The 25536-nt window shown below is 66.0% G+C and carries 32 protein-coding genes and 1 tRNA gene; 22 read left to right on the top strand and 11 right to left on the bottom strand.

Annotated elements, in window-relative coordinates:
- The first annotated feature begins 49 nt into the window (after positions 1 to 49).
- The 18 genes from rplN (at position 50) to VPA02S_RS13545 (ending at position 8967) form a co-directional block, all read left to right on the top strand.
- Positions 50 to 418: a 50S ribosomal protein L14 gene (rplN, locus tag VPA02S_RS13465; RefSeq protein WP_009124801.1), complete on the top strand. Its 369-nt coding sequence runs from the start codon at positions 50 to 52 to the stop codon at positions 416 to 418.
- Between the two features lie 13 nt (positions 419 to 431).
- Positions 432 to 764: a 50S ribosomal protein L24 gene (gene rplX / locus VPA02S_RS13470; RefSeq protein ID WP_015867799.1), complete on the top strand. Its 333-nt coding sequence runs from the start codon at positions 432 to 434 to the stop codon at positions 762 to 764.
- A gap of 11 nt (positions 765 to 775) precedes the next feature.
- Positions 776 to 1315: a 50S ribosomal protein L5 gene (gene rplE, locus VPA02S_RS13475; RefSeq protein WP_013544114.1), complete on the top strand. Its 540-nt coding sequence runs from the start codon at positions 776 to 778 to the stop codon at positions 1313 to 1315.
- A gap of 8 nt (positions 1316 to 1323) precedes the next feature.
- Positions 1324 to 1629: a 30S ribosomal protein S14 gene (gene rpsN, locus VPA02S_RS13480; RefSeq protein WP_015867798.1), complete on the top strand. Its 306-nt coding sequence runs from the start codon at positions 1324 to 1326 to the stop codon at positions 1627 to 1629.
- A gap of 20 nt (positions 1630 to 1649) precedes the next feature.
- A complete protein-coding gene (gene rpsH / locus VPA02S_RS13485; RefSeq protein WP_015867797.1) occupies positions 1650 to 2045 on the top strand; it encodes a 30S ribosomal protein S8 in 396 nt (131 codons plus the stop codon).
- A gap of 24 nt (positions 2046 to 2069) precedes the next feature.
- Positions 2070 to 2603 carry a 50S ribosomal protein L6 gene (gene rplF, locus VPA02S_RS13490; RefSeq protein WP_013544111.1) on the top strand — a complete coding sequence of 178 codons (534 nt, stop codon included), beginning with the start codon at positions 2070 to 2072 and terminating at the stop codon, positions 2601 to 2603.
- A 14-nt stretch (positions 2604 to 2617) separates the two neighbouring features.
- Positions 2618 to 2983, top strand: a complete 366-nt coding sequence (gene rplR, locus VPA02S_RS13495) for a 50S ribosomal protein L18 (protein WP_021012927.1) — start codon at positions 2618 to 2620, stop codon at positions 2981 to 2983.
- 18 nt (positions 2984 to 3001) lie between these two features.
- Entirely contained in the window at positions 3002 to 3520 is a 519-nt protein-coding gene (gene rpsE / locus VPA02S_RS13500; protein ID WP_015867795.1) for a 30S ribosomal protein S5, read from the top strand.
- Positions 3521 to 3555: 35 nt separating this feature from the next.
- A complete protein-coding gene (gene rpmD / locus VPA02S_RS13505; RefSeq protein ID WP_009124818.1) occupies positions 3556 to 3741 on the top strand; it encodes a 50S ribosomal protein L30 in 186 nt (61 codons plus the stop codon).
- Between the two features lie 11 nt (positions 3742 to 3752).
- Positions 3753 to 4184, top strand: coding sequence for a 50S ribosomal protein L15 (rplO, locus tag VPA02S_RS13510; protein ID WP_062364115.1), 432 nt, complete (start codon positions 3753 to 3755; stop codon positions 4182 to 4184).
- A gap of 26 nt (positions 4185 to 4210) precedes the next feature.
- On the top strand, positions 4211 to 5524 hold the full coding sequence (secY, locus tag VPA02S_RS13515) for a preprotein translocase subunit SecY (RefSeq protein ID WP_018905177.1): 1314 nt from the start codon (positions 4211 to 4213) through the stop codon (positions 5522 to 5524).
- Between the two features lie 74 nt (positions 5525 to 5598).
- Complete coding sequence (rpmJ, locus tag VPA02S_RS31360) at positions 5599 to 5712, top strand: 50S ribosomal protein L36 (RefSeq protein WP_013544106.1); 114 nt, start codon at positions 5599 to 5601, stop codon at positions 5710 to 5712.
- Positions 5713 to 5735: 23 nt separating this feature from the next.
- A complete protein-coding gene (gene rpsM, locus VPA02S_RS13520) occupies positions 5736 to 6101 on the top strand; it encodes a 30S ribosomal protein S13 (RefSeq protein ID WP_013544105.1) in 366 nt (121 codons plus the stop codon).
- 12 nt (positions 6102 to 6113) lie between these two features.
- Positions 6114 to 6518, top strand: a complete 405-nt coding sequence (gene rpsK, locus VPA02S_RS13525) for a 30S ribosomal protein S11 (protein ID WP_009124825.1) — start codon at positions 6114 to 6116, stop codon at positions 6516 to 6518.
- A gap of 130 nt (positions 6519 to 6648) precedes the next feature.
- Entirely contained in the window at positions 6649 to 7272 is a 624-nt protein-coding gene (gene rpsD, locus VPA02S_RS13530; protein ID WP_013544104.1) for a 30S ribosomal protein S4, read from the top strand.
- A gap of 128 nt (positions 7273 to 7400) precedes the next feature.
- Positions 7401 to 8390 carry a DNA-directed RNA polymerase subunit alpha gene (locus tag VPA02S_RS13535; RefSeq protein WP_009124827.1) on the top strand — a complete coding sequence of 330 codons (990 nt, stop codon included), beginning with the start codon at positions 7401 to 7403 and terminating at the stop codon, positions 8388 to 8390.
- 83 nt (positions 8391 to 8473) lie between these two features.
- The gene (gene rplQ / locus VPA02S_RS13540) at positions 8474 to 8872 is read left to right on the top strand and encodes a 50S ribosomal protein L17 (protein ID WP_015867792.1); all 399 of its coding nucleotides are present in this window, start codon (positions 8474 to 8476) and stop codon (positions 8870 to 8872) included.
- 18 nt (positions 8873 to 8890) lie between these two features.
- Positions 8891 to 8967 (top strand) — tRNA-Met (locus VPA02S_RS13545).
- A gap of 152 nt (positions 8968 to 9119) precedes the next feature.
- Here VPA02S_RS13545 and VPA02S_RS13550 read toward each other — a convergent pair.
- From VPA02S_RS13550 to VPA02S_RS13575, 6 genes are read right to left on the bottom strand one after another with little or no spacing between them, the layout of a single operon-like run.
- Entirely contained in the window at positions 9120 to 9518 is a 399-nt protein-coding gene (locus tag VPA02S_RS13550; RefSeq protein WP_015867791.1) for a RidA family protein, read from the bottom strand.
- Positions 9515 to 11143, bottom strand: coding sequence for an AMP-binding protein (locus VPA02S_RS13555; RefSeq protein ID WP_062364117.1), 1629 nt, complete (start codon positions 11141 to 11143; stop codon positions 9515 to 9517). Before VPA02S_RS13555 ends, VPA02S_RS13550 begins: the two co-directional genes overlap by 4 nt.
- A 5-nt stretch (positions 11144 to 11148) precedes the next feature.
- Positions 11149 to 12342 carry an acyl-CoA dehydrogenase family protein gene (locus VPA02S_RS13560; RefSeq protein WP_062364119.1) on the bottom strand — a complete coding sequence of 398 codons (1194 nt, stop codon included), beginning with the start codon at positions 12340 to 12342 and terminating at the stop codon, positions 11149 to 11151.
- A gap of 3 nt (positions 12343 to 12345) precedes the next feature.
- Positions 12346 to 13200, bottom strand: a complete 855-nt coding sequence (locus VPA02S_RS13565; RefSeq protein WP_018905174.1) for an enoyl-CoA hydratase family protein — start codon at positions 13198 to 13200, stop codon at positions 12346 to 12348.
- Positions 13197 to 13673 (bottom strand): MarR family winged helix-turn-helix transcriptional regulator, encoded by a 477-nt coding sequence (locus tag VPA02S_RS13570; RefSeq protein WP_015867787.1) that lies wholly within the window; start codon positions 13671 to 13673, stop codon positions 13197 to 13199. Before VPA02S_RS13570 ends, VPA02S_RS13565 begins: the two co-directional genes overlap by 4 nt.
- 1 nt (position 13674) lies before the next feature.
- Positions 13675 to 16023, bottom strand: a complete 2349-nt coding sequence (locus VPA02S_RS13575; RefSeq protein WP_244883459.1) for a bifunctional salicylyl-CoA 5-hydroxylase/oxidoreductase — start codon at positions 16021 to 16023, stop codon at positions 13675 to 13677.
- A gap of 155 nt (positions 16024 to 16178) precedes the next feature.
- On the opposite strand from VPA02S_RS13575, the gene VPA02S_RS13580 reads away from it, so the two are divergent.
- Positions 16179 to 17447: a class I SAM-dependent methyltransferase gene (locus tag VPA02S_RS13580; RefSeq protein WP_062364129.1), complete on the top strand. Its 1269-nt coding sequence runs from the start codon at positions 16179 to 16181 to the stop codon at positions 17445 to 17447.
- Between the two features lie 12 nt (positions 17448 to 17459).
- Positions 17460 to 17783 (top strand): DUF1840 domain-containing protein, encoded by a 324-nt coding sequence (locus tag VPA02S_RS13585; RefSeq protein WP_015867784.1) that lies wholly within the window; start codon positions 17460 to 17462, stop codon positions 17781 to 17783.
- A gap of 112 nt (positions 17784 to 17895) precedes the next feature.
- On the opposite strand, the gene VPA02S_RS13590 is transcribed toward VPA02S_RS13585, so the two are convergent.
- On the bottom strand, positions 17896 to 18915 hold the full coding sequence (locus VPA02S_RS13590; protein ID WP_018905171.1) for a Bug family tripartite tricarboxylate transporter substrate binding protein: 1020 nt from the start codon (positions 18913 to 18915) through the stop codon (positions 17896 to 17898).
- A gap of 63 nt (positions 18916 to 18978) precedes the next feature.
- Entirely contained in the window at positions 18979 to 19905 is a 927-nt protein-coding gene (locus VPA02S_RS13595) for a LysR family transcriptional regulator (protein WP_062364132.1), read from the bottom strand.
- Between the two features lie 116 nt (positions 19906 to 20021).
- On the opposite strand from VPA02S_RS13595, the gene VPA02S_RS13600 reads away from it, so the two are divergent.
- Entirely contained in the window at positions 20022 to 20783 is a 762-nt protein-coding gene (locus tag VPA02S_RS13600) for an SDR family oxidoreductase (RefSeq protein WP_015867781.1), read from the top strand.
- A gap of 3 nt (positions 20784 to 20786) precedes the next feature.
- On the opposite strand, the gene VPA02S_RS13605 is transcribed toward VPA02S_RS13600, so the two are convergent.
- From VPA02S_RS13605 to VPA02S_RS13615, 3 genes are read right to left on the bottom strand one after another with little or no spacing between them, the layout of a single operon-like run.
- Positions 20787 to 21209, bottom strand: a complete 423-nt coding sequence (locus VPA02S_RS13605) for a MarR family winged helix-turn-helix transcriptional regulator (RefSeq protein WP_062364134.1) — start codon at positions 21207 to 21209, stop codon at positions 20787 to 20789.
- Between the two features lie 13 nt (positions 21210 to 21222).
- Complete coding sequence (locus VPA02S_RS13610) at positions 21223 to 22185, bottom strand: alpha-ketoacid dehydrogenase subunit beta (protein ID WP_062364136.1); 963 nt, start codon at positions 22183 to 22185, stop codon at positions 21223 to 21225.
- The gene (locus VPA02S_RS13615) at positions 22176 to 23189 is read right to left on the bottom strand and encodes a thiamine pyrophosphate-dependent dehydrogenase E1 component subunit alpha (protein WP_062364138.1); all 1014 of its coding nucleotides are present in this window, start codon (positions 23187 to 23189) and stop codon (positions 22176 to 22178) included. Before VPA02S_RS13615 ends, VPA02S_RS13610 begins: the two co-directional genes overlap by 10 nt.
- Positions 23190 to 23400: 211 nt before the next feature.
- Between VPA02S_RS13615 and VPA02S_RS13620 the strand changes: the two genes are divergently transcribed.
- Positions 23401 to 25527, top strand: a complete 2127-nt coding sequence (locus tag VPA02S_RS13620) for a TonB-dependent siderophore receptor (RefSeq protein WP_062364487.1) — start codon at positions 23401 to 23403, stop codon at positions 25525 to 25527.
- Positions 25528 to 25536: the final 9 nt, after the last annotated feature.

The raw sequence follows: 25536 nt of genomic DNA on the forward strand, positions 1-25536 counted from the left end.
AGCGTTTCCCTCCCGGAGGCGCATCGGTACAAGTTGGGAACTACTAGCAATGATCCAAACTGAATCCCGGCTCGAAGTGGCCGACAACACAGGCGCGAAGTCCGTCCTGTGTATCAAGGTGCTCGGTGGCTCCAAGCGGCGTTATGCCAGCGTGGGCGACGTCATCAAGGTGAGCATCAAGGAAGCCGCTCCGCGTGGTCGCGTCAAAAAGGGCGAGATCTACAGCGCAGTGGTGGTCCGCACCGCCAAGGGCATCCGTCGCGCCGACGGTTCGCTCGTCAAATTCGATGGCAACGCAGCCGTGTTGCTCAACGCCAAGCTGGAGCCGATCGGCACCCGCATCTTCGGACCGGTGACGCGCGAGCTGCGCACCGAAAAGTTCATGAAGATCGTGTCGCTGGCCCCCGAAGTTCTCTAAGGACAACAACGCCATGAACAAGATTCGCAAAGGCGACCAGGTCATCGTGTTGGCCGGGCGCGACAAAGGCAAGCGCGGCACCGTCTCGCTGCGCAAGGATGATTCGCACCTCGTCGTCGAGGGCGTGAACATCGTCAAGAAGCACGCCAAGCCGAACCCCCTCAAGGGTACGACCGGCGGCATCGTCGAGAAGACCATGCCCATCCACCAATCCAACGTGGCGATCTTCAATGCCGCGACCGGCAAGGCCGATCGCGTGGGCATCAAGATCACCCAGGGTGCTGACGGCAAGCGCGTGGCTGTTCGCGTCTTCAAGTCCAGCGGCGACGAAATCAAGTTCGCCTAAGAGGTACTCACATGGCACGTCTCCAACAACACTATCGCGAAAAGATCGCGAAAGACCTGACGGAAAAGTTCGGCTACAAGTCGCCGATGCAGGTCCCCCGCCTCACCAAGATCACGCTCAACATGGGCGTGGGTGAAGCTGTCGCCGACAAGAAGGTCCTGGACAACGCAGTTGCCGACCTGACCAAGATCGCCGGCCAGAAGCCCGTGGTCACCAAGTCGAAGAAGGCCATCGCCGGTTTCAAGATCCGCGAAAACCAGCCGATCGGCTGCATGGTCACGCTGCGTGGCGTGCAGATGTATGAGTTCCTGGACCGTTTCGTGACCATCGCGCTGCCGCGTGTTCGCGACTTCCGCGGCATTTCCGGCCGTGCGTTCGACGGCCGTGGCAACTACAACATCGGCGTCAAGGAACAGATCATTTTCCCCGAGATCGAATACGACAAGGTCGATGCCCTGCGCGGTCTCAACATCAGCATCACGACGACGGCCAAGACCGACGAAGAAGCCAAGGCGCTTCTCGCTGGTTTCCGTTTCCCGTTCAAGAACTGAGGCGCACCGTGGCTAAACAATCCCTGATCCAACGCGAACTCAAGCGCGACAAGCTGGTCGCCAAGTACGCTGCGAAGCACGCGGAACTGAAGGCAATCTCCAACGACCTGAAGAAGAGCGACGAAGAGCGCGCTGCTGCCCGCCTGGGCCTGCAGAAGCTTCCGCGCAACGCGAACCCCACGCGCCAGCGCAACCGTTGCGAAATCACCGGTCGCCCCCGTGGCACCTTCCGTCAATTCGGTCTGGCCCGCGCCAAGATCCGCGAACTGGCCTTCAATGGCGACATCCCCGGTGTCACCAAGGCCAGCTGGTAAGCCAGGCAGGAGCAAACAACATGAGCATGAGTGATCCCATTGCCGACCTGCTGACGCGTATCCGTAACGCGCAGATGGTGGCGAAGCCCACTGTGTCGGTCCCGTCTTCCAAGGTGAAGATCGCGATCTCGCAGGTCCTGAAGGACGAAGGCTATATCGACGGTTTCCAGGTCAAGACCGAAGACGGCAAGACCGAACTCGTCATTACCCTGAAGTACTACGCTGGCCGTCCGGTCATCGAGCGCATCGAGCGCGTGAGCCGTCCCGGCCTGCGCGTCTACAAGGCCAGTGCTTCCATTCCGCAAGTCCAGAACGGCCTGGGCGTCGCGATCGTCACGACCCCCAAGGGCGTGATGACCGACCGCAAGGCGCGCGCTACCGGTGTCGGTGGCGAAGTGCTGTGCTACGTCGCCTAACCGAGACATCGAGGAGTAACTGAAATGTCCCGAGTAGGAAAAATGCCGATCACCATCCCCGCAGGCGTGGATGTGTCGATCAAGGAAGACCAGATCAGCGTCAAGGGCACGGGCGGCACGCTCAACCTTGCACGCAACCCCCTGGTCAAGGTCGTCAGCAACGACGGCAAGCTGAATTTCGAGCCCGCCAACGAGTCGCGTGAAGCGAACGCGATGAGCGGCACGATCCGCCAGCTGGTGAACAACATGGTGGTTGGCGTGACCAAGGGCTTCGAAAAGAAGCTCAACCTGGTCGGCGTCGGCTACAAGGCTGCAGCGTCCAACAACAAGTTGAACCTGCAAGTCGGCTATTCGCACCCGGTCAACATCGACATGCCCCAAGGCATCACGGTGGCCACTGCGACCCCGACCGAAATCGTGATCAAGGGTGCTGACCGTCAGCGCGTTGGTCAAATCGCCGCTGAGATCCGCGCTGTTCGTCCGCCTGAGCCCTACAAGGGCAAGGGCATCCGTTATTCGGACGAGAAGATCGTGATCAAAGAGACCAAGAAGAAGTAAGGGGCAGCAAAATGATGTTGACCAAAAAAGCACAGCGTCTTCGCCGCTCGCGCCAGACCCGCATCCGCATCGCGACGCAGGGCGTGGCCCGTCTGACGGTGAACCGCACCAACCTGCACATCTATGCCACCGTCATCTCCGACGACGGCACCAAGGTGATCGCCACCGCATCGACGGCCGAAGCCGAAGTGCGCGCTGCACTCGGCGGTTCGGGCAAGGGCGGCAATGCCGCCGCTGCAACGGCCATCGGCAAGCGCATCGCTGAAAAGGCGAAGGCTGCCGGCGTCGAGAAGGTCGCCTTCGACCGCGCTGGTTTCGCGTACCACGGCCGCGTCAAGGCGCTGGCCGACGCTGCCCGCGAAGCCGGCCTGCAGTTCTAAACGGACACGAGATTCAAAATGGCAAAGATTCAAGCAAGAACGCAGAACGAAGGCCCTGAAGACGGTTTGCGCGAGAAGATGATCGCGATCAACCGCGTCACCAAGGTGGTGAAGGGTGGTCGTATCCTCGGTTTCGCAGCACTCACCGTCGTGGGCGACGGCGACGGCCGCGTCGGCATGGGCAAGGGCAAGTCCAAGGAAGTGCCTGCTGCCGTGCAGAAGGCGATGGAAGAAGCCCGTCGCAACCTGGCCAAGATCTCGATCAAGAACGGCACGCTGCATCACCGCGTGACGGGCCACTGGGGCGCTGCCTCGGTGGTCATGATCCCGGCCCCGAAGGGTACCGGCATCATCGCCGGCGGCCCGATGCGCGCCGTGTTCGAAGTCATGGGCATCACCGACATCGTGGCCAAGAGCCATGGTTCGTCGAACCCCTACAACATGGTTCGCGCCACGCTCGACGGGTTGAAGAACTCGACGACCGCGTCCGAAGTGGCTGCCAAGCGCGGCCTGACCGTCGAAGAAATCTTCGCCTGAGCGCAAGCTCTCGCAAGGCTGAAGGAAGCATTCAAATGACGACGCAACAACAAACCCTCAAGGTGCAATTGGTCAAGAGCCCGATTGGCACCAAGGAATCGCATCGCGCGACCGTGCGTGGCCTCGGCCTGCGCAAGCTCAACAGCGTGAGCGAGCTGCAGGACACCCCGGCGGTGCGCGGCATGATCAACAAGATCAGTTATCTGGTCAAAGTTCTGTAAGAGAGACTGATATGGAACTCAATGGCATCAAGCCGGCAGCTGGCGCCAAGCACGCCAAGCGCCGCGTCGGCCGCGGTATCGGCTCCGGTATCGGCAAGACCGCAGGCCGTGGTCACAAGGGTCAGAAGTCGCGCGCAGGCGGCTTCCACAAGGTCGGCTTCGAAGGCGGTCAAATGCCGCTGCAGCGCCGCCTGCCCAAGCGCGGCTTCAAGTCGCACCTGCTGAAGTTCAACGCCGAAGTCACGCTGACTGCCCTCGAGCAGCTCGGCCTGGCCGAAGTGGACATCCTGGCGCTCAAGCAAGCCGGCCTCGTGGGCCAGCTCGCCAAGGTCGTCAAGATCGTCAAGACCGGTGAACTCACCAAGGCCGTCAAGCTGACGGGCGTGGGTGCAACCGCTGGTGCCAAGGCTGCGATCGAAGCAGCCGGCGGCAGCATCGCCTGATCACACTGGACTGAAAGAAGTTCTTCGTGGCAACTAACGCGGCAACGATCGCAAAGACAGGCAAGTTCGGCGACCTGCGTCGCCGGCTCGTCTTCTTGCTGCTCGCGCTCGTGGTCTATCGGATCGGCGCGCACATTCCTGTGCCGGGCATCAACCCGGATCAGCTGGCGGCGTTGTTCCAGGGCCAGCAGGGCGGCATCCTGAGCCTGTTCAACATGTTCTCGGGCGGGGCGCTGTCGCGCTTCACCGTGTTCGCGTTGGGGATCATGCCGTACATCTCGGCGTCGATCATCATGCAGCTGATGACCTACGTGATTCCGACCTTCGAGCAATTGAAGAAGGAAGGCGAGGCCGGCCGCCGCAAGATCACGCAGTACACGCGCTATGGCGCGCTCGGCCTGGCCCTGTTCCAGTCGTTCAGCATTGCAGTGGCGCTCGAGTCTTCGGCCGGCCTGGTCATCTCGCCCGGTTTCGGCTTCCGCCTGACCGCCATGGTGAGCCTCACGGCAGGTTCGATGTTCCTGATGTGGCTCGGCGAGCAGATCACCGAACGGGGCCTCGGCAACGGCATCTCGATCCTGATCTTTGCAGGTATCGCGGCCGGTCTGCCCAATGCCATCGGCGGCCTCGCTTCGCTGGTGACCACCGGTGCGATGAACCCGATCATTGCGCTCTTCATCATCGCGATCGTGGTGCTGGTCACCTACTTCGTGGTGTTCGTCGAACGCGGCCAGCGCAAGATCCTCGTGAACTATGCGCGGCGCCAGGTCGGCAACAAAGTCTATGGCGGCCAGTCGTCGCACCTGCCCTTGAAGCTGAACATGGCCGGCGTGATTCCGCCGATCTTCGCCTCCTCGATCATCCTGCTGCCCGCAACGGTGGTCGGCTGGTTCAGCACCGGCGAAGGTGGTTTCGGCTGGATCAAGGACGTGGCCGGCGCATTGCGTCCGGGCGAGCCGATCTACGTGCTGCTGTACGCTGCTGCGATCGTTTTCTTCTGCTTCTTCTACACGGCACTCGTGTTCAACAGCAAGGAAACGGCCGACAACCTGAAGAAGAGCGGTGCATTCATTCCGGGCATCCGTCCGGGTGACCAGACCGCTCGCTATATCGACAAGATTCTGGTTCGCCTGACGTTGGCTGGCGCGGTGTACATCACCTTCGTCTGCCTGCTGCCCGAGTTCCTGATCCTGAAGTACAACGTCCCGTTCTACTTCGGTGGTACCTCCCTGCTGATCATCGTGGTCGTCACGATGGACTTCATGGCCCAGGTGCAAAACTACATGATGTCCCAGCAGTACGAATCGCTGCTGAAGAAGGCCAACTTCAAGACATCGTAGGGCTGTGAGTTTCAGTATTGAGAATTTGGGTGTGGGCGGTGTACCGCCACGTTAAACAGTTTTAGGAGAATGAAATGAGAGTTTCGGCTTCGGTCAAAACCATCTGCCGTAATTGCAAGGTCATCCGCCGTAAAGGTGTGGTGCGTGTGATTTGCACCGACCCGCGCCACAAGCAGCGCCAGGGTTGATTGAAGAGTATTAGAGGACGCACATGGCACGTATTGCTGGCATCAACATTCCGCCGCACAAGCACGCTGAAATCGGCCTGACCGCCATCTTCGGCATCGGTCGCACCCGCGCCCGTCAGATCTGCGAAGCGAGCGGCATCGAATATTCGAAGAAGATCAAGGACCTGACTGACGCCGATCTCGAAAAGATCCGCGACCAGATCGCCTTGTTCACCATCGAAGGCGATCTGCGTCGCGAGACGACGATGAACATCAAGCGTTTGATGGACATCGGCTGCTATCGCGGCTTCCGTCACCGTCGCGGCCTGCCGATGCGCGGCCAGCGCACGCGCACCAATGCCCGCACCCGCAAGGGTCCGCGCAAGGCAGCGCAGTCCCTGAAGAAATAAGGATAGACCAGCATGGCTAAAGCACCTGCAAACAACGCCGCACAGCGCGTTCGCAAGAAGGTTCGCAAGAACGTTGCGGACGGCATCGCCCACGTGCATGCCTCGTTCAACAACACCATCATCACGATCACCGATCGCCAGGGCAACGCCCTGTCGTGGGCTTCGTCGGGTGGCCAGGGCTTCAAGGGCTCGCGCAAGTCGACCCCGTTCGCTGCGCAGGTGGCTTCCGAAGTGGCCGGCCGTGCTGCTGTCGAACAAGGCATCAAGAACCTCGACGTCGAGATCAAGGGCCCCGGCCCCGGTCGCGAATCGTCGGTGCGCGCACTGGCTGCGCTCGGCATCCGGATCAATTCCATTGCCGACGTGACGCCCGTTCCGCACAACGGCTGCCGTCCCCAGAAGCGTCGCCGCATCTGATCGTCAGTCCGCAAGGCGCAGCCGGCTTTTGAGCGGCTGCGCATTTGTTTTTTTACTAAGCCCACCGCCATCCGCGTCTTCGCCGATGGCTCCCGCAGGCAACTGCGGCAGATGACACAAAGGAAAAATCGTGGCACGCTACCTCGGCCCCAAGGCCAAACTCTCCCGCCGTGAAGGCACCGACCTGTTCCTCAAGAGCGCCCGCCGCTCCATCCAGGACAAGGCCAAGTTCGATTCCAAGCCCGGCCAGCATGGCCGCACTTCGGGTCAGCGTACCTCCGACTACGGCCTGCAGCTGCGCGAAAAGCAGAAGGTCAAGCGCATGTACGGCGTGCTCGAGAAGCAGTTCCGCCGCTACTTCGAAGAAGCCGACCGCCGCCGTGGCAACACCGGCGCCAACCTGCTGTTCATCCTCGAATCGCGCCTGGACAACGTCGTCTACCGCATGGGCTTCGGCTCGACGCGCGCCGAAGCGCGCCAGCTCGTGTCGCACAAGGCGATCACGGTGAATGGCCAGTCGGTCAACATCCCGTCGTACCTGGTGAAGACCGGCGACGTGATCGCCGTTCGCGACAAGTCGAAGAAGCAGACCCGCATTGCCGAAGCGCTCCAGCTCGCCCAGCAGGTCGGCATCCCGGCCTGGGTCGAAGTGAACGCCGACAAGGCCGAAGGTACCTTCAAGAAGGTGCCCGATCGCGACGAATTCGCAGCCGACATCAACGAATCGCTGATCGTCGAACTGTACTCGCGCTAAGCGGGCGACAACGGGCCGCGCTTTGCGGTCCGCTTTTGATTTTTTTGTTCCCATCGGGAGGCACTCCCGACGGGTGCTTCACCAGCCTTACCGGTGTAACGAGCCGGGGGTATTGAGAGGAAGTCTGCATGCAAACCACCCTGCTGAAACCCAAGACCATCCAGGTCGAGCAACTTGCCGCCAACAAGGCCAAGGTCACGCTCGAGCCTTTCGAGCGCGGCTACGGCCACACGCTCGGCAACGCGCTGCGCCGCGTCCTGCTGTCGTCGATGGTCGGTTATTCGGCCACTGAAGTCACGATCGCCGGCGTGCTGCACGAGTACTCGTCGATCGACGGCGTGCAGGAAGATGTCGTCAACATCCTGCTGAATCTCAAGGGCGTGGTGTTCAAGCTCCACAACCGCGACGAAGTCACGCTGAGCCTGCGCAAGGACGGCGAAGGCCCGGTGCTGGCGTCGGACATCCAGACCCCGCACGACGTCGAGATCATCAACCCCGACCACGTGATCGCGCACCTGTCGCAAGGCGGCAAGCTCGACATGCAGATCAAGGTCGAAAAGGGCCGCGGCTACGTGCCCGGCACGATGCGCCGCTATGCCGACGAGCCGACCAAGTCGATCGGCCGCATCGTCCTGGACGCCTCGTTCTCGCCCGTCAAGCGCGTGAGCTATACGGTCGAAAGCGCCCGTGTCGAACAGCGCACCGACCTGGACAAGCTGCTGGTCGAGATCGAAACCAACGGTGCGATCACCGCCGAAGACGCCGTGCGCGCCTCGGCTAAAATCCTGGTCGAGCAGCTGGCCGTGTTCGCGCAGCTCGAAGGCGGCGAACTGGCTGCATTCGATGCGCCGGCACCGCGCAGCGCACAGCAATTCGATCCGATCCTGCTGCGCCCTGTCGACGAGCTCGAGCTCACCGTGCGTTCGGCCAATTGCCTGAAGGCCGAAAACATCTACTACATCGGCGACCTGATCCAGCGCACCGAGAACGAGCTGCTCAAGACCCCGAACCTGGGTCGCAAGTCGCTCAACGAAATCAAGGAAGTGCTTGCCTCGCGCGGCCTGACCTTGGGTATGAAGCTTGAAAGCTGGCCGCCGGCCGGCCTCGACAAGCGTTGATTTTTGAAGATTGAGCCCATGAGGGCTCGTGCCCGGGCAGTACCTGATACGGCTGCCTGTTTAATAAAGTAAAGGAAAGCACCATGCGTCACGGACACGGACTCCGCAAACTCAACCGCACCAGCTCGCACCGCCTTGCGATGCTGCAGAACATGATGAATTCGCTCATCGAGCACGAAGTCATCAAGACCACGGTCCCCAAGGCCAAGGAACTGCGCCGCGTCATCGAACCGATGATCACGCTCGCCAAGAAGCCCACGGTTGCCAACAAGCGCCTGGCCTTCGACCGCCTGCGCGACCGCGACAGCGTCGTCAAGCTCTTCGGCGAACTCGGCCCGCGCTTCGCAGCACGTCCGGGCGGCTACACCCGCATCCTGAAGATGGGTTTCCGCGTTGGCGACAATGCACCCATGGCTCTGGTCGAACTGGTCGACCGTCCTGAAATTAAAGAAGAAGCCGCCGAGCAAGGCGCTGCTGAATAAGGTATAATTCCATCTTGCCGCGCGATGGAGCAGCCTGGTAGCTCGTTGGGCTCATAACCCAAAGGTCGCAAGTTCAAATCTTGCTCGCGCAACCAATTTAAAAGGCCCTTTGAAATTCAAAGGGCCTTTTTCTTTGGCCCGCCGATCTTCAGGTCGGCAGATCCATGCACCCATGCCATGAAAAATGCCCTCGCGAAGAGGGCATTCTTGTTTGCGCCGCACGGGGCGGCTTCCCGCAGGTGTTCCGTCAGTCCGGAATGACCGCCGTGACCTCGATCTCGACCTTGGCGCGGTGCTCGACCAGCGCCGCCACCTGCACGCAGGTCATGGCCGGGAAATTGCGCCCCATCGCGTCGCGATACACCGGGCCGAGCTCGCCGAGCCGGCGGCTGTATTCGTCGCGGTCGGTCACGTACCAGGTCATGCGCACCATGTGCTCGGGGCCGGCGCCGGCTTCGCGCAGCACCTCGGCGATGTTGCGCAGCGCCAGGCCGCATTGCTCGATGAAGTCGTCCGACTCGAACTGCTGCTGCGCATTCCAGCCGATCTGGCCGCCGACGAACACCATGGTGCCGCGTGCGGCCACGCCATTCGCATAGCCCTTGGGGGGCAACCAGCCCGGGGGCTGCAAGAGTTTGTTCATCATGATGGGGTGGTCTCGTTGAGTTGTCTCAGTTTGAATCGCTGGAGCTTGCCGGTCTCGGTGCGCGGCAGCACCGGCACGAACTCGATCTCCCGCGGGTATTTGAAGGGCGCGATGGTGGCCTTCACATGGTCCTGCAGCGCCTTGACGAGCGCCGCGTCGCCTTCGTGGCCGGGCTTGAGCACGCAGAAGGCCTTCACGATCATGCCGCGGTCCGCATCGGGCTTGCCGATCACGCCGCACTCGGCCACGGCCGGGTGCTTGAGCAGCGCATCCTCGACCTCGGGCCCGCCGACGTTGTAGCCGGCCGTGATGATCATGTCGTCGGCGCGCGCCTGGTAGAAGAAGTAGCCGTCGTCGTCCTGCACGAACGAATCGCCGGGGTAGTTCCAGCCGTTCTTCACGTAGTCGGCCTGGCGCGGATCGTCCAGGTAGCGGCAGCCCACGGGGCCCTGCAGCGCCAGCTTGCCGACCGTGCCGCGCGGCACTTCGTTGCCCTGGTCGTCCACCACCTTGGCGGTGAAGCCGGGCACCACCTTGCCGACCGCGCCGCGGCGCACCTGGTCGCCGGCGGCCGAGATGTAGATGTGGAACACCTCGGTGCCGCCGATGCCGTCGAGCATCTCGATGCCGGTGGCTTCCTTCCAGAGCTGGCGCGTGGCGTCGGGCAGCGCCTCGCCCGCGCTCACGCAGATGCGCAGGCTCGGCGCGCCGTGCTGCCGCACGAAGGGCGCCATCTGGCGATAGAAGGTGGGGGCCGTGTAGCAGATGGTCGCGCCGACCTCGTTGATGAGCTTCACTAAACCTTCGGGCGTGAACGGCGCATCGGCAAAGTACACCGAGGCGCCGGCCCACATCGGAAACACCAGCAGGCCGCCGAGCCCGAAGGTGAAGGCCAGCGGCGGCGAGCCGATCACGATGTCGTCGCTGCGCGCCTGCAGCACATGGCGCGGCCAGGTTTGGCACATCGCGAGCACGTCGCGGTGCGTGGTGACCGGCGCCTTGGGCTTGCCCGTGGTGCCGGAGGTGAACGCGAGCAGGGCGATGTCGTCCGACGCCGTGGGGCAGGCGGTGAACACGCCGCTCTTGCCGGCCGCGCGTGCCGACAGCGAATCGGGCGCATCGGGTTTGTTGAACGCGATCACCGATGCGAGCACGGGATGCTCCCGCTGTGCCAGCACGAGCTCGTCGAGCAGGCGCCCGTCGCACAGCGCCGCCACGGGGCGCGCCTTCTCGATGATCTCGCCCAGTTCCTTGGCGCGCAGCAGCGGCATGGTGGCCACCGCGATCAGGCCGGCCTTGACCACTGCGAGCCATGACAAGGCCATGGCCACCGAGTTGCCGCCGCGCAGCAGCACGCGGTTGCCGGGCACGAGGCCGAGGTCTTCGACCAGCACCTGCGCGATGCGGTTGACCTCGACGGCGGCCTGCGAATAGGTCAGCGTGCCGGCGGGCGAACGCAGCATCGGCTTGTCGCCGAAGCCCTTGGCGGGCGCCTTGTCCAGGAGCTCCTCGACGAGGTTCAGCTGATCGGGCAGCTGCAGCTCCGGAAGGTCGTAGCGGAAGACCGGCAGCTGCTCGGCGGGCGGCAGGCGGTCGTGAACGAAGCGGTCGACTTGGGCTGACACGATGTTTATCCCCGCAAAACGGATTTGCCGATGATCAGTTGCTGAACCTCCGTCGCGCCTTCGTAGATGCGCAGCGAGCGGATGTCGCGGTAGAGACTTTCAATCTTCGTGCCAACCTTCACGCCAAGGCCGCCGTGCATCTGCAGCGCCATGTCGATCACGCGGCTCGCGTTCTCGGTGGCGCACATCTTGGCCATGGCCGCGGCGGCCGACACGTCGCCCACCGCGGGGGCGCCGCGCTGTTCGGCGTCGTCGCGCATCCATGCGGCGCGGTAGGTGAGCAATGCGGCGCTGTCGATCAGCGCGGCCATCTCGCCGAGCTTGGCCTGCGTGAGCTGGAAATCGGCGAGCGTCTGGCCGAACATGCGCCGGCCCTTTGCATGCGCGATGGCTTCGGCGAGCGCGCGGCGTCCCATGCCCAATGCCGCCGCTGCAACGGAGGCACGGAAGATGTCGAGCGTGCGCATCGCGAGCTTGAAACCACCGTTGAGTTCGCCGAGCTGCGCCGCGCGCGGCACGATGCAGTCCTGGAAGCGCAGCGTGGCGAGCGGGTGCGGCGCCATCACGTCGATGTGCCCGGAGGTGTCGAGGCCGGCGGCGGTTGCATCGACGATGAACGCCGTGATGCCGCGCGTGCCGCCCGCGGGATCGGTCTTGGCGAACAGGCAGTAGAAGTCGGCGATGCCGCCATTGCTGATCCAGGTCTTCTCGCCGTTGAGGCGCCAGCCGTCGGGCATGGCTTCGGCGCGCATCGCCATCGCAGCCACGTCGGAGCCCGCATCGGGTTCGCTGAGAGCAAAGGCCGCGATCTTCTCGCCCTTGCCCACAGCTGTGAGGTAGTGCGACTGCTGCTCGGGCGTGCCCGCGAGCGTGATCGCGCCGCTGCCCAGTCCTTGCATCGCAAACGCGAAGTCCGCCAGCGGCGAGTGGTAGCCGAGCGTCTCGCGCAGCAGCACGAGCGCGCGCGAGTCGAGGCGCTCCAGCGCGCCGCCTGCGCTGCCGGGCACGGCATAGCGCAGCCAGCCGCCGTCGCCGAGGCGGCGCACCCATTCGCGGCAGGCCGCGCGGTCGTCGCGCTCGTCGACTTCCTGCGCGGCGCACCAGGGCAGCAGCTCGCTTGCGAGCGCGCGATGCGCGTCATCGAAGAACGGCAGCGCGAGGTGCGTTGTCGAGGGCGGTGCGGGGATCTTGGCCATCATGACTCAGTCTCCGCCGAACACGGGCTTGCGCTTGGCTGCAAAGGCTTCGTAGGCGCGCTTGAAGTCCTCGGTTTGCATGCAGATGGCCTGTGCCTGTGCCTCGGCCTCGATGGCCTGGTCGATGGTCATCGACCATTCCTGCGAGAGCATGGTCTTGGTCATGCCGTGCGCGAAGCTCGGGCCTTCGGCCAGTTCGCGCGCTACCTTGGTGGCCGCTTCGAGCAGTGCATCGCTTTCGTGCAGCGCATTGAAGAAGCCCCAGGCCTGGCCTTCCTGTGCCGTCATCGCGCGGCCGGTGAAGAGCAGTTCCGAGGCGCGGCCCTGGCCGATCACGCGCGGCAGCAAGGCGCAGGCACCCATGTCGGCGCCGGCCAGGCCGACGCGCGTGAACAGGAAGGCGGTGCGCGTGGCGGGCGAGCCGTAGCGCAGGTCGCAGGCCAGCGCGATCATCGCGCCGGCGCCGGCGCACACGCCGTCGATCGCGCCGACGATCGGCTGCGGGCAATGGCGGATGGCCTTGACCAGGTCGCCGGTCATGCGTGTGAACTCGAGCAGCTCGGGCATGCGCATGCCGGTGAGCGGGCCGATGATCTCGTGCACGTCGCCGCCCGAGCAGAAGTTGCCGCCGGCGCCGGTGACCACGATGGCCTTCACGTCGGTTGCATAGGTCAACGCACGGAACAGGTCGCGCAGCTCGGCGTACGAATCGAAGGTCAGCGGATTCTTGCGCTCGGGGCGGTTCAGCGTGATGGTGCCGACGCCCGCTTCGTAGTGCCACGCGAAGTGCTTCGCCGCGTAAGGCGCCTTGGCCTCGAATTGCGCGTGCATGGGATTGCCCGCGCCGATGTAGTGCTTCATTCGGCCTCCGCCATCTGGCTGTGTGAGTGTTGCTTGACCTTGCCGAGCAGCTTGTGCAGCTGCGCGATCTCCTTGGCGCTGAGCGCCGCGAAGGCATCGACGATCCAGTCTTCGTGCTGCTGCGCCATCTCGTTGAAGAGCTTGCGGCCGCGCGCCGTGAGCCGCACGCGCCAGGCGCGGCGGTCGCCCTCGACGTTGATGCGCTCGACCAGCCCTTCGGTCACGAGCTGGTCGGTGATGCCGGTGACGTTGCCGCCCGTCACCATCATGCGGCGCGAGAGCTCGTTCATCTTCAGGCCGTCGGGCGAGCGCTCGAGCTGCGACATCAGGTCGAAGCGCGGCAGCGTGGTGGCGAACTGCGAGCGCAGTTCGTTGCGCACCTGCTTCTCGATCAGCTGGGTGCAGGTGAGCAGCCGCAGCCAGAGGCGCAGGGCCTCGGGGTGCTCGCTGTGGGCGCGTGCTTCGAGGTCCATGTCAGTGCGTCTCCTCGTTGTTGGAGGCAGCCAATGCGGCGTTCGCAGCGGCAGCGATCTGCTGCTGCTTGGCGATCTCGCGGTACATCTGGTCGCGCCCGCTCAGGTACTGCTTGGGCCAGTCGACGTCGCGGCTTTGCAGCTTGGCGGCCTCGTGCAGGGTCCATGCGGGATCGGCAAGGTGCGGGCGGGCGATGGCGCAGAGGTCGGCGCGGCCGGCCGCGATGATGCTGTTGGCCTGGTCGGCGTCGGTGATGGCGCCGACCGCAATGGTCGAGATGCCGACCTCGTTGCGGATGCGGTCCGAGAACGGCGTCTGGTACATGCGGCCGTACACCGGCTTGGCGGTGCGCGTGGTCTGGCCGGAGGACACGTCGATGAAATCGGCGCCGGCCTCCTTGAAGAGACGCGCCACCACCACGGCGTCGGCGTCGGTGTTGCCGCCAGGGGCCCAGTCGTGCGCCGAGATGCGCACGCTCATCGGCTTGTCTTGCGGCCAGGCGGCGCGCATGGCCCGGAACACCTCGAGCGGGTAGCGGCAGCGCGCTTCGATGTCGCCGCCGTATTCGTCGGTGCGCAGGTTGGTGAGCGGGCTGATGAAGGCCGACAGCAGGTAGCCGTGTGCGCAGTGCAGCTCGAGCCAGTCGAAGCCGCATTCGGCGGCGCGGCGCGTGGACGCCACGAACTGGTCGCGCATGGCGTCCATCTGCTCGCGCGTCATCGCGGCCGGCAGCTGGTTCTGTTCGCCGTAGGCCACCGCGCTGGCGGCCAGCAGCGGCCAGTTGCCGCTTTCGAGCGGCTCGTCGGTGCCTTCCCAGCCCACGCGGGTCGAGCCCTTGGGGCCGCTGTGGCCGAGCTGCATGGCGATCTTGGCGCTCGACTGCGTGTGCACGAAGTCGACGATGCGCTTGAACGCGGCCTGCTGCGCGTCGTTGTACAGGCCCGTGCAGCCGGGGGTGATGCGGCCTTCGGGCGTCGGGCTCGTCATTTCGACGAACACCATGGCGGCGCCGCCGAGCGCGCGGGCGCCCAGGTGCACCAGCAAAAAGTCCTGCGGCACGCCGTCGACCGCGCTGTAGGTGGCCATCGGCGACACCAGGATGCGGTTCTTGAGCGTGAGGCCGCGCACCTGCAGCGGCATCAGCATGGGCGCAACGGGCTTGCCGCCGGCGAGCCACTGCTCGTAGCCGCCGAGCCATTGCGTGTCGCGCACACGCAGGTTCTCGTGGCTGATGCGCTGGGAGCGCGTGAGCAGCGAATAAGCGAACTGCTCGATCTGCATGCCGGTGTAGCGCGGTACGTTCTCGAACCATTCGGTGGAGTTGCGCGCGGCGTTCTGGATCTTGAGCACCTCGACGCTGCGGCGTGCCTCGTAGCCCTCGAGCACGTGGTCGACGGTGCCGCCCTGCGCGAACTCGTTGGCCAGGTCGATCGCGTCTTCCAGCGCGAGCTTGGTGCCCGAGCCGATCGAGAAGTGCGCCGTGTGCGCCGCGTCGCCCATCAGCACCACGGGCACCGAGCGGCCTTCGACATCGATGCGGTGGGTCCAGCGCTCGCACACCACGCGCGGAAATCGGATCCAGTTGGCCGAGCCGCGCAGGTGCGTGGCATTGCTGATGAGCGAATGGCCGCCCAGGTACTTGGCGAACAGCTTCTCGCAGAAGGCGATGGCCTCGGGCTGCTCCATCTGGTCGAGGCCGTGGGCTTTCCACACGGCCTCGGGCGTCTCGACGATGAAGGTCGAGGTCTTGTCGTCGAACTGGTAGGCATGGGCCTGGAACCAGCCGTGCTCTGTCTGTTCGAAGGCGAAGGTGAAGGCGTCGAAGGTCTGGTGCGTGCCCAGCCACACGAAGCGGCAGTTGCGCAGGTCGATGTCGGGCTTGAACACGTCGGCATAGCGCTGGCGGATGCGGCTGTTCAGGCCGTCGCTCGCAATCACCAGGTCGGCGTTGTACTGGGCGGCGATCGCCTGGTCGTCGGTGGCGTCGGTCTCGAAGACCAGCTTCACGCCGAGCGCGAGACAGCGCTCCTGCAGGATGTTCAGGAGGCGCTTGCGGCCGATGCCGCAGAAGCCATGGCCGCCCGAGCGCACCTGCCGGCCCTTGAAGAACACCTGGATGTCGTCCCAGTGGTGGAACTCGCTGCCGATCAGCGCCGCGGTCTCGGCGTCGGCCGCGCGCAGGTTGGCGAGCGTCTGGTCGCTGAGCACCACGCCCCAGCCGAAGGTGTCGAAGGGGCGGTTGCGCTCCACCACGGTGATCTCGAGCGCGGGATTGCGCGCCTTCATCAGCAGCGCGAAGTACAGGCCCGCGGGGCCGCCGCCGATGCACAGGATGCGTTGAAGGTCCATGGCGGGTGCGGCAGGGGAGCCGGTGGATAGGCTGTTCATGGTTGAATAGTTTAAGCATAAACAATCTGGTGTCAACGGGGCCATCCCCAGCGGGGTACCCGGGGCGCGGCGGGTGTCATGCAAAAAATCGAAAAAATCAATACCATCACCTCACCATGCAAAGCTTGATACCCAAGATCGAGTCGCAGCTTGCGTCGCTGCCCGTGCCCATCGCGCTGGAACTGCCTGATGGCCGAAGAGTTGCCAAGCCGGGGTCGCGTGTCACCCTGGCGTTCAGCGAGTGGTCGGCGCTGGCCAAGCTGGCGGCGCACCAGGTGGGGGCCATCGGCGAGGCCTACGTCGAAGGCCGGGTGCAGATCGAAGGCGCGATGCGCGACCTGATCGACGCCACGGTCGGCATGCTGCCGGGCAACCCGGCGGAGACCAACACCACCTGGTGGACCCGCCTGATGCGGCTGGCCAAGTCCCACAGCTCGCATTCGCTGCACAAGGATGCCGAGCAGATCCAGTTCCACTACGACGTTTCCGACGACTTCTACGCGCTGTGGCTCGATCCGCGCCGGGTGTATTCGTGTGCGTACTTTCGCACCCCCGGGCTGACGCTGGCAGAGGCTCAGGAGGCCAAGCTGGACCACATCTGCCGCAAGCTCATGCTGCAGCCCGGCGAGCGTTTTCTCGACATCGGCTCCGGCTGGGGCGGGCTGCTGCTGTGGGCGGCGGAGCACTACGGCGTCGACGCCACCGGCATCACGCTGTCGAAGAACCAGCATGCACACGTGCAGCGCCTGATCCAGGAAAAGGGCCTGCAGGGCCGCGTGCGGGTGGAGCTGCGCGACTACCGCGAACTTTCCGCTGACGCACCTTTCGACAAGATCGCGTCGGTCGGCATGTTCGAGCACGTGGGCGCGGCCAACATGCCCACCTATTTCCGCAAGATCCATTCGCTGCTCAAGCCCGGCGGGCTGGTGCTGAACCACGGCATCACCTCGGGCCAGCTCGACTACCGCCAGCTGGGCGCGGGCATGGGCGACTTCATCGAGAAGTACATCTTTCCGGGCGGCGAGCTGCTGCACGTGACGCATGTGCTGCGCGAGACGGCGGCCGCGGGCCTGGAGATGGTCGATACCGAAAGCCTGCGCCCGCACTATGCGCGCACGCTGTGGGCCTGGTCGGACGCGCTGGAGTCGCAGCTGGACACGGCGCGCGAAGTGCTCGCGCGCGCGGGCGGGCGGCAGGGCGAGAATGCCGAGCGCATCCTGCGCGCCTACCGCCTCTACCTGGCGGGCTCGGCCATGAGCTTCGAGCAGGGCTGGATCTCACTGCACCAGATGCTTTCGACCAAGCCCGACGGCCGGGTCGAGCATGGTGTTTTGCGCGGTTCGCAATCGGTGTACCCTTTTGCCCGTGACTACATCTACAAGTGAGTGAGAACAACCATGCTGTACCGATTCCAGTCCCGGGCCTCCCCTGACTTCGTGATGCTGGAGGTGCATGCCCGCCAGCTGTTCGACATCATCGGCAAGGCACCCGCGCCGCAAGGCATCGTCACGGTCGAGCAGATCCCGGGCGCCATTGCGGCGCTCGAGTCCGCGCTGGCGCGCGAGGCCAGCAACCCGCACAACCACGACGACTACGCCGTCGAAGGCCACGCCAACGAGGCCGAGAAGCAGCACGTGGGCCTGCACCAGCGCGCAGCCCCGCTGCTCCACATGCTCAGGGACTCCCTGGCCGAGAAAAAAGACGTGACCTGGAAGACCTGAGCGCCTGTCTTTTTGTTTCGAGGAGCGCCGCGGAACCGGCTTCGCCGGGCCGCAGGCGCTGCCCCCTGCAAGGGGGAGGGAGAAGCGACACGAAGTGCGCGAAGCCTGGGGGTTAGTCCACTTTCGCGCCGGAGTCCTTCACCACCTTCGCCCACTTCACGTGCTCGCTGGCAATCAGCTTGGCGAAGTCGGCCGGCGAATTGCCGCTCGGGATGGCGCCCTGGGCGAGCATCTTTTCCTTGATGGCGGGGGTGCCGAGCGACTTGGCCACTTCCTGCTGGATCCGGTTCACGATCTCGGGCGAGGTGCCGGCCGGCGCCAGCAGGCCGAACCACGAGCTCGCCTCGAAGCCCTTGAGCGACGGACCGCCCGCTTCCTCGACCGTCGGGATGTCGGGCAGCGCCGGCGAACGCTTGGCGCTGGTCACGGCCAGCGCCGTGAGCTTGCCGCCCTTGATCTGCGCCATCGACGAGGGCAGGTTGTCGAACATCACGTCGGCATTGCCGCCCACCATGTCCAGCAGCGCCGGGCCCGAGCCCTTGTACGGGATGTGGGCCATGAAGGTGCCGGTCATGCTCTTGAAGAGTTCGCCCGCCAGGTGGATCGAGGTGCCGCTGCCGCTCGAGGCCATGTTGAGCTTGCCGGGGTTGGCCTTGGCGTACTTGATGAAGTCCTGCACGTTGTGGATGTTCAGCGCCTTGGCCTTGTCGGCGTTCATTTCCATCACGTTCGGCACGGCCGCCACCAGCGTGATCGGCACGAAATCCTTGATCGGGTCGAACGGCAGCTTGGGATAGAGCGCGCGGTTGATGCCGTGCGTGCCGACCGTGCCCATCAGGAGCGTATAGCCGTCGTTCGGCGCGCGCGCCACGATCTCGGCGCCCACGTTGCCGCCCGCGCCCGCGCGGTTGTCGACGATGAACTGCTGGCCGAAGGCCTTCGACAGTTCGGGCGCAACGGCGCGCGCCAGGATGTCGGTGGTGCCGCCGGCCGCAAAGGGCACGACGATGCGCACCGGCTTGGTCGGCCAGGTGCTCTGGGCCCAGGAAGGAGTGGCCGCGAGGGCGATGGCGGCGGCGGAAGCGGCCAGTGCGGCGCGGCGGTTCGTCTTGAAATTTGAAGAAGAGGTCATGCGGGCGTTTGTACAGGGGAACCGCCGCGCGCATGGCGGGTAAAAACCCCGTGCGGCGCCGGTCTATGCCACCTGCATGCGCTCGGCGAAACGCTCGCTGCGAAAGCGCTCGAGCACGAAGTCGATGAACACGCGGGTCTTCGCGGGCAGCAGCTTCTTGCTCGGGTAGTAGAGCCAGACCGCGCCCGCATCGAAGTGCCACTCGGGCAGCAGGCGCACCAGCTCGCCACTGCGCAGGCCGCGTTCGACGAAGGGCATCGGCAGCATGGCGACGCCCAGGCCCATCAGCGCGGCATGCGCAATGGCTTCGGGGTCGTTGAAGATCGCGCGCGGCCGCGGCAGTTCCACCGTGGCCTGGTCGCCGCCCGCGTGCTGCAGCGTCCAGCTGCGAAGCCGGCCGGTGGGCGAGGAGCGCCGCAGCAGGGCGTCGAGCTGCGCCAGTTCCGCGGGCTGCGCCGGCAGTGCGCGGCCCGCCAGGTAGGCCGGCGCGGCCACCGCCACCACGTGGATGCGCGCCAGTTCGCGCGCCACCACGCCGGGCGACAGCTCGATGCCGCCGCCGATGGCCGCGTCGAAGCCTTCGCCCACGAGGTCCACCTGCTGGTTGTCGAAGTGCCAGTCGGGCAGGATGGACGGATAGCGGGCCAGAAAGTCGCCCATCATCGGCAGCACATGCTCGCGGCCGAAGGCCTGGCCCATGCTCACCTTGAGCGTGCCGGCGGGCTGGCCGTCGTCCTTCGAGAGCCCGGCCACCGCGTCCTGCAGCGTGGCAAGGGCACCGCCGATCTGGCCGAGAAAACGCTCGCCACCTTCGGTCAGCGTGAGGCGGCGGGTGCTGCGCTGGAACAGCCGCACGCCCAGCCGCGCTTCGAGCCGCGCGACGTTCTTGCTGACCGCGGCCGGCGTGAGCCCGAGCCGGCGGGCGGCGGCCGAGAAGCTGCCGCTTTCGGCGCTCTGCACGAAGGACTGGAGGTGATTGAGCGGTTCCATGGGCCTATTTTCAACCAGTAGTTGAATCTGATTGGACCGATTGATGGCTACCGCAACGGTAATGGAATCCCGACACTGGAGGCCTTCCACCTCACAACACACAGGAAACCATCACCATGGCTCTCAGCAAATCCACTTCCCCCGTGCTCGCGGGCAAGGTCGCTTTCGTTACCGGCGGTTCGCGCGGCATCGGCGCCGCCATCGTGCGGCGCCTGGCCGAGGACGGCGCCGCCGTTGCCTTCAGCTACGCGAGCTCGAGCGCGCCGGCCGACGAGCTCGTGCGCAGCCTCGAGGCCGAAGGCGGCCGCGCGCTGGCGCTGAAGATTGACAGCGCCGACGCCGCCGCGCTCACCGCCGGCATCGACGAGGCCGCGCGCAAGCTCGGCCGCATCGATGTGCTGGTCAACAACGCCGGCGTCTTCCTGCCCGGCACCATCGACGATTTCTCGCTCGAGGATTTCGACCGCACGCTGGACATCAACGTGCGCGCCGTGTTCGTGGCGGCCAAGGCCGCCGTGCGCCACATGGGCGAGGGCGGCCGCATCATCAACATCGGCAGCACCAACGCCGAGCGCATGCCCTGGCCCGGCGGCAGCGCCTATGCGATGAGCAAGTCGGCGCTCAAGGGCCTGGTGCAGGGCCTGTCGCGCGACCTCGGCCCGCGCGGCATCACGGTCAACAACGTGCAGCCCGGCCCGGTCAACACCGACATGAACCCGGTCGACGGCCCCAACGCCGCCGCGATGCACGGCCTGATGGCGCTGGCCCGCCACGCGCGCCCCGAGGAAATCGCCGGCATGGTGGCCTACCTCGCAAGCCCCGAAGCCGCCTTCGTGACGGGCGCCAGCCTCAACATCGACGGCGGCTTTGCAGCCTGACGGCTACCCGGCGCGCTGGACGGCGGCAATGAGCTTGTCCAGGGTGGCATCGAGGCGGACGAGCTCGTCGGCTGCGATGCCCTCGAACAGCGCGGCCTCGCGCTGCCGGCCCAGCATGCCGACGGTTTCGTGCAGCGCCTTGCCCGCCGCCGTGAGGTAAAGCCGGCTGCGGCGCCGGTCGGTGGGGTCGCCCAGGAGCTGCACGCGCTTGTGGCGCTTCAGGCCGGCCAGGGCGCGGCTCACCGCCATCTTGTCGAGGCCGGTGAGATCGGCGATCTGCGTGGCATGGAGCCCCGGCTGCGCGCCGAGCACCGCCATGGCACGCCATTCGTTGAGCGTGAGGTGGTGCTCGCGGCCCACCTTCTCGTGAAAGGGCCGCGCCGTGAGGTTGACCACCCGCACCAGCTTGAAGAACAGCGGGTCCATGGCGCGGCGCGGTTCAGCCCAGCAGTTTTCTCGCCGCGGCCGCGATGGCTTCGGCGCCGACGCGCGATTGCGCCTCCAGCACCGGCGCATAGCCTACCGGAATGCGCGGCGCGCCGAGCCGCGCCACCCGGCAGCCCGTGGCCTCCGCGGCGCTGGCGGCAATCTCGGCACCGAAGCCGGCCACCTGCACCGCCTCGTGCACCACCAGCAGCCGCCCGGTGCGCGCGCACGACGCGAGCACCGTTTCGCGGTCCCAGGGCCAGAGCGTGCGCAGGTCGATCAGGTCGACCGCGATGCCTTCGGCCGCCAGCGCATCGCAGGCCGCCGCGCAGGCCTGCATCTGCCGGCTCCAGCTCACGAGCGTGAGCGCATTGCCTTCGCGCACGCGCCGCGCCTTGCCGAGCGGCACGGCGATGTCTTCGTCGACCTCGCCGCGCAGGCCCCAGAGCGTCTTGTGCTCGATGTAGACCACCGGGTCGCCGCACGCGAGCGCGGCGCGCAGGAGGCCGTAGTTGTCCTGCGGCGTCGACGGGCTCACCACCACCAGGCCGGGCAGGTGCGCGAACCAGGCCTCGAGCGACTGCGAATGCTGCGCGGCCGAGGCGTCCCAGATCCCGCCCGGCATGCGCGCCACCAGCGGCACGCGGCCCTGGCCGCCGAACATGAAGCGGTTCTTGGCGGCCTGGTTCACCAGCTCGTCCATGCCGCAGAGCGCGAAGTCGACCACGCGCATCTCGACCACGGGCCGCAGGCCCGCGAGCGCCATGCCCACGCCGGCGCCCATGATCGCGGCCTCGCTGATCGGCGTGTCGATCACGCGCTCGTCGCCGAAGGCCAGCTGCAGGCCCTTGTACTGGCCGAAGATGCCGCCGCGGCCCACGTCCTCGCCGAGCACCACCACGCGCGGGTCGGCTTCCATTTCGCGCTGGATTGCGAGCACGGCGGCTTCGGAATAGCTCAAATCCTTCAATACCATTGGCCTGCTCCCGTGGTCTGCACGTCGGTGAACGCGGCACTCGGCTCGGGCCAGGGCGCCGCGTCGGCGATGGCCAGCGCGGTATCGACCTCGTCGCGCGCGGCATTCTCGATGGCATCCAGCGCCGCGGCGGCCACGCCCATGTCCAGCAGCTGCCCGCGCGCCCGCGCGATCGGATCGGTTTCGAGCGCGGCCGCCAGTTCGGTCGGATCGCGATAGGCCGCGAGGTCGACCGACACATGCCCCTTCACGCGGTAGGTCAGCGCATGCAGCAGCCGCGGTCCGCCGCCGCCGCGCACTTCGGCGACCAGCCGCGCGGCGGTTTCGTGCACCGCGAACACGTCGTTGCCATCGACCTGCGTGGCCGCGATGTCCATCGACGCGGCGCGTGCCGAGGCGCCCTCGCCCGCCGTCATCGGGCCGCTCGCGGTGGTGGCGCTCCAGCGGTTGTCCTCGCAGACGAAGAGCACCGGCAGGCCGTACACGCGCGCCCAGTTCAGTGCTTCGAGAAAAGGACCACGGTTGATCGCGCCGTCGCCGAAGAAGCAGACCGTGATGTCATTGTTCTTTCCGAGCAGCTTCTGCGCATGCGCCGCGCCCACCGCAATCGGCAGCCCCGCGGCCACCACGCCGTTCGCGCCCAGCATGCCGACCGAGAAATCCGCGATGTGCATCGAGCCGCCCTTGCCGCCGTTGAAGCCGGTGGCCTTGCCGAACAGCTCGCACATCATGCGGGCGAGGTCGGCGCCCTTGGCCAGCGTGTGGCCGTGGCCGCGGTGGGTGGAGGTGAGGTAGTCGCTCGTGCGCAGATGCGCGCAGACGCCCGCGGGCACCGCCTCCTGGCCGGTCGAAAGGTGCAGCGGCCCGCGCACCTTGGCGGCACCGGCGGCCTGCTGGCCATAGGCGCTCACGCCGCCCTGGCTCGCAGCTTCGGCGGCGTTCTCGAAGGCGCGGATGCGCACCATGGCGCGGTACAGCGCCGTGCCTGAATTGCTCGGGTCCATCTTGTCTCCAGCGCCCTTGACGAGGGCGTTCCGGCAAAAATCGTATCAAGCGTGACGATATCGCCTCACAGGGCTTACCCCTCTCATGCGCCAGCAGCGGAAGTCTGAGAATGATTCTCAAATGCATCGGTAGAATGGCGCCCCCGTCCGCACGATTCCTTTGCGGCTGCTGCCCCTGTCGATCGAAGCAGCGCCGGCCCTTGCTTTTCCCATGCACAAGTTCTTTCTGGCAACGCCTCTCGCGCTCGCGGGGGCCTTTTCCCACGCCCAAACCACCGATCCCGCCGCCGATCCCGCCGCCGAGGCGCGCGGGCAGCTCGGTACCGTCACGGTGGAATCCAGCGCGACCACCGGCTTCGTCGCCAACACCGTGGAGGCCGGCACCTTCCGCGGCGCCGGCATCATGGACGTGCCCGCCACGGTCAACACCGTCACGCGCGAGGTGCTGGAGCTGCAGGGCGCGGCCAGCATCTACGAGGCGCTGCGCAACACGGCCGGCGTGACGCGCCAGCAGAACGGCGGCGACACCTTCGACCAGCTCGTGATCCGCGGCATCGCGGTGGAGAACCGCACGAACTACCGGCTCAACGGCTCGCTCGCAATTCCCAACGTCTCCGAGATTCCGATGGAGAACAAGGAGCGCGTCGAGGTGCTGAAGGGCGCATCGGCGCTCTACTACGGCTTCACCACGCCGGCGGGCATCGTCAACCTCGTGACCAAGCGCGCCGGCAGCACGCCCGTGAGCACCGTCGGCCTCACGCTCGACGACCGCGGCTCGGCGCAGGCGCTGCTCGACCTCGGGCGGCAGTTCGGCGACCAGCAGCAGTACGGGCTGCGCATCAACGCGGCCGGCGGGCGCATCGGTTCCAACATCGACGACGTGGACGGCCACCGCAGGTTCGTGTCGGCCGCGTTCGACTGGCGCGTCAACAGCCGGCTCACGCTGAAGGCCGACGTCGAGAACTACCGCAAGCGCATCACCGAGCAGGCCGGCATCACCCGGCTCGCGGCCGTCAACGGCGTGATCGCGCTGCCCGCCCTGCCCAACCCCGACAAGCTGCTCGGGCCGCCGTGGGCCGTGTTCGATGCCGAGGTCACCAACACGCAATTGCGCGCCGACTATTCGCTCGGAGGCAACTGGGCGCTGACCGTGGAAGCCGGCCACTCCGAAGCCGAGCGCGATCGCCGGCTCGCAAGCTTCAGCAACTACAACGTGCTGACCGGCGCCGGCCGCATCACCGGCAACGACCAGAGCCTGAAGCAGACCTCCGACCTGCTGCGCACCGAACTGTTCGGCACCTTCTCGACCGGCAGCGTGCAGCACGAGCTCACGCTCGGCGCCGCGCGCAGCAAGAAGACGCAGGACCCGATCTTCCAGCGCAACTACGGCGGCGCCGGCACCGTGCAGAACCTGTACAACCCGGTGCCCATCGGCTATTTGCCGCTGACGGCGCGGCCGGCCCGGCCCACCACCGGCGCCCAGGAGAGCGAGGAGCTCGGGCTCTATGCGCTCGACCGCATCACCTTCTCGCCGCAGTGGCAGCTGGTGGCCGGCCTGCGCCGCACCCACTACGAGAGCACGCAGGGCGCGGGCGCCACGATCCCGTCGCTTGCCTACGACGTGCGCAAGACCACGCCGCTCGCGGCGCTGAGCTACAGGTTCACGCCCGCGCTGGTGGGCTACGTCTCCTATGCGGAGGGCGTGGAGGAAGGCGAGATCGCACCGGCCGGCACCGCCAACCAGAACGCCCACATGCCGCCCGGCGTGAGCAAGCAGAAGGAAATCGGCCTGCGCTGGCTCACCGACGGCGGCATGCTGCTGTCGGGCGCGCTGTTCGACATCGAACGCCCCGGCGCCTACACCAACAGCGCCAACACCTTCGTGGCCGACGGGCGCCAGCGCTACCGCGGACTTGAAATTTCGGCGCAGGGCCGCCTGACGCGCGCGCTCGCCTGGCAGCTGTCGGCCCAGTCGCTCGATGCCGAGTTCCGCGGCATCAACGCGCAATACAACGGCAAGATGCCCGAGAACACCGCCAGGCAGACGGCCAGCGCCTTCCTCTCGTACGACATTGCCGCGGTGCCGGGCCTCTCGGTCAACGCGGGCGCCTACTACACGGGGCGCCGGCCGGTGGACGACCTGAACCAGGCCTTCATCGGCGGCAACACCCTGTTCGGCCTGGGCGCGCGCTACGTGACGCAGCTGTTCGGCAAGCGCACGCTGTGGCAGGTCAACATCGACAACGTGGCCGACAAGCGCTACTGGGCGGCGGCCGGCACGCGGCTGGCCGTGGGCGCGCCGCGCAGCATCAAGGCGACGCTCAAGGTCGACCTTTGAACGCATCCG

The organism is Variovorax paradoxus NBRC 15149 (assembly GCF_001591365.1).
GTDB lineage: Bacteria > Pseudomonadota > Gammaproteobacteria > Burkholderiales > Burkholderiaceae_C > Variovorax > Variovorax paradoxus.

Coding starts and splice junctions, on each gene's coding strand:
- VPA02S_RS13560 (WP_062364119.1), bottom strand. CDS start 12,342: ATGATGGCCAAGATCCCCGCACCGCCCTCGACAACGCACCTCGCGCTG.
- VPA02S_RS13580 (WP_062364129.1), top strand. CDS start 16,179: ATGCAAAGCTTGATACCCAAGATCGAGTCGCAGCTTGCGTCGCTGCCC.
- rpmD (WP_009124818.1), top strand. CDS start 3,556: ATGACGACGCAACAACAAACCCTCAAGGTGCAATTGGTCAAGAGCCCG.
- rpsE (WP_015867795.1), top strand. CDS start 3,002: ATGGCAAAGATTCAAGCAAGAACGCAGAACGAAGGCCCTGAAGACGGT.
- rplQ (WP_015867792.1), top strand. CDS start 8,474: ATGCGTCACGGACACGGACTCCGCAAACTCAACCGCACCAGCTCGCAC.
- VPA02S_RS13575 (WP_244883459.1), bottom strand. CDS start 16,023: ATGGACCTTCAACGCATCCTGTGCATCGGCGGCGGCCCCGCGGGCCTG.
- VPA02S_RS13615 (WP_062364138.1), bottom strand. CDS start 23,189: ATGGACCCGAGCAATTCAGGCACGGCGCTGTACCGCGCCATGGTGCGC.
- VPA02S_RS13600 (WP_015867781.1), top strand. CDS start 20,022: ATGGCTCTCAGCAAATCCACTTCCCCCGTGCTCGCGGGCAAGGTCGCT.
- rpsM (WP_013544105.1), top strand. CDS start 5,736: ATGGCACGTATTGCTGGCATCAACATTCCGCCGCACAAGCACGCTGAA.
- rplN (WP_009124801.1), top strand. CDS start 50: ATGATCCAAACTGAATCCCGGCTCGAAGTGGCCGACAACACAGGCGCG.
- rpsH (WP_015867797.1), top strand. CDS start 1,650: ATGAGCATGAGTGATCCCATTGCCGACCTGCTGACGCGTATCCGTAAC.
- rplR (WP_021012927.1), top strand. CDS start 2,618: ATGTTGACCAAAAAAGCACAGCGTCTTCGCCGCTCGCGCCAGACCCGC.
- VPA02S_RS13610 (WP_062364136.1), bottom strand. CDS start 22,185: ATGGTATTGAAGGATTTGAGCTATTCCGAAGCCGCCGTGCTCGCAATC.
- VPA02S_RS13570 (WP_015867787.1), bottom strand. CDS start 13,673: ATGGACCTCGAAGCACGCGCCCACAGCGAGCACCCCGAGGCCCTGCGC.
- VPA02S_RS13620 (WP_062364487.1), top strand. CDS start 23,401: ATGCACAAGTTCTTTCTGGCAACGCCTCTCGCGCTCGCGGGGGCCTTT.
- rplE (WP_013544114.1), top strand. CDS start 776: ATGGCACGTCTCCAACAACACTATCGCGAAAAGATCGCGAAAGACCTG.
- rpmJ (WP_013544106.1), top strand. CDS start 5,599: ATGAGAGTTTCGGCTTCGGTCAAAACCATCTGCCGTAATTGCAAGGTC.
- rplX (WP_015867799.1), top strand. CDS start 432: ATGAACAAGATTCGCAAAGGCGACCAGGTCATCGTGTTGGCCGGGCGC.
- VPA02S_RS13590 (WP_018905171.1), bottom strand. CDS start 18,915: ATGACCTCTTCTTCAAATTTCAAGACGAACCGCCGCGCCGCACTGGCC.
- VPA02S_RS13595 (WP_062364132.1), bottom strand. CDS start 19,905: ATGGAACCGCTCAATCACCTCCAGTCCTTCGTGCAGAGCGCCGAAAGC.
- VPA02S_RS13535 (WP_009124827.1), top strand. CDS start 7,401: ATGCAAACCACCCTGCTGAAACCCAAGACCATCCAGGTCGAGCAACTT.
- VPA02S_RS13605 (WP_062364134.1), bottom strand. CDS start 21,209: ATGGACCCGCTGTTCTTCAAGCTGGTGCGGGTGGTCAACCTCACGGCG.
- VPA02S_RS13585 (WP_015867784.1), top strand. CDS start 17,460: ATGCTGTACCGATTCCAGTCCCGGGCCTCCCCTGACTTCGTGATGCTG.
- rpsK (WP_009124825.1), top strand. CDS start 6,114: ATGGCTAAAGCACCTGCAAACAACGCCGCACAGCGCGTTCGCAAGAAG.
- VPA02S_RS13565 (WP_018905174.1), bottom strand. CDS start 13,200: ATGAAGCACTACATCGGCGCGGGCAATCCCATGCACGCGCAATTCGAG.
- rplO (WP_062364115.1), top strand. CDS start 3,753: ATGGAACTCAATGGCATCAAGCCGGCAGCTGGCGCCAAGCACGCCAAG.
- VPA02S_RS13550 (WP_015867791.1), bottom strand. CDS start 9,518: ATGATGAACAAACTCTTGCAGCCCCCGGGCTGGTTGCCCCCCAAGGGC.
- rplF (WP_013544111.1), top strand. CDS start 2,070: ATGTCCCGAGTAGGAAAAATGCCGATCACCATCCCCGCAGGCGTGGAT.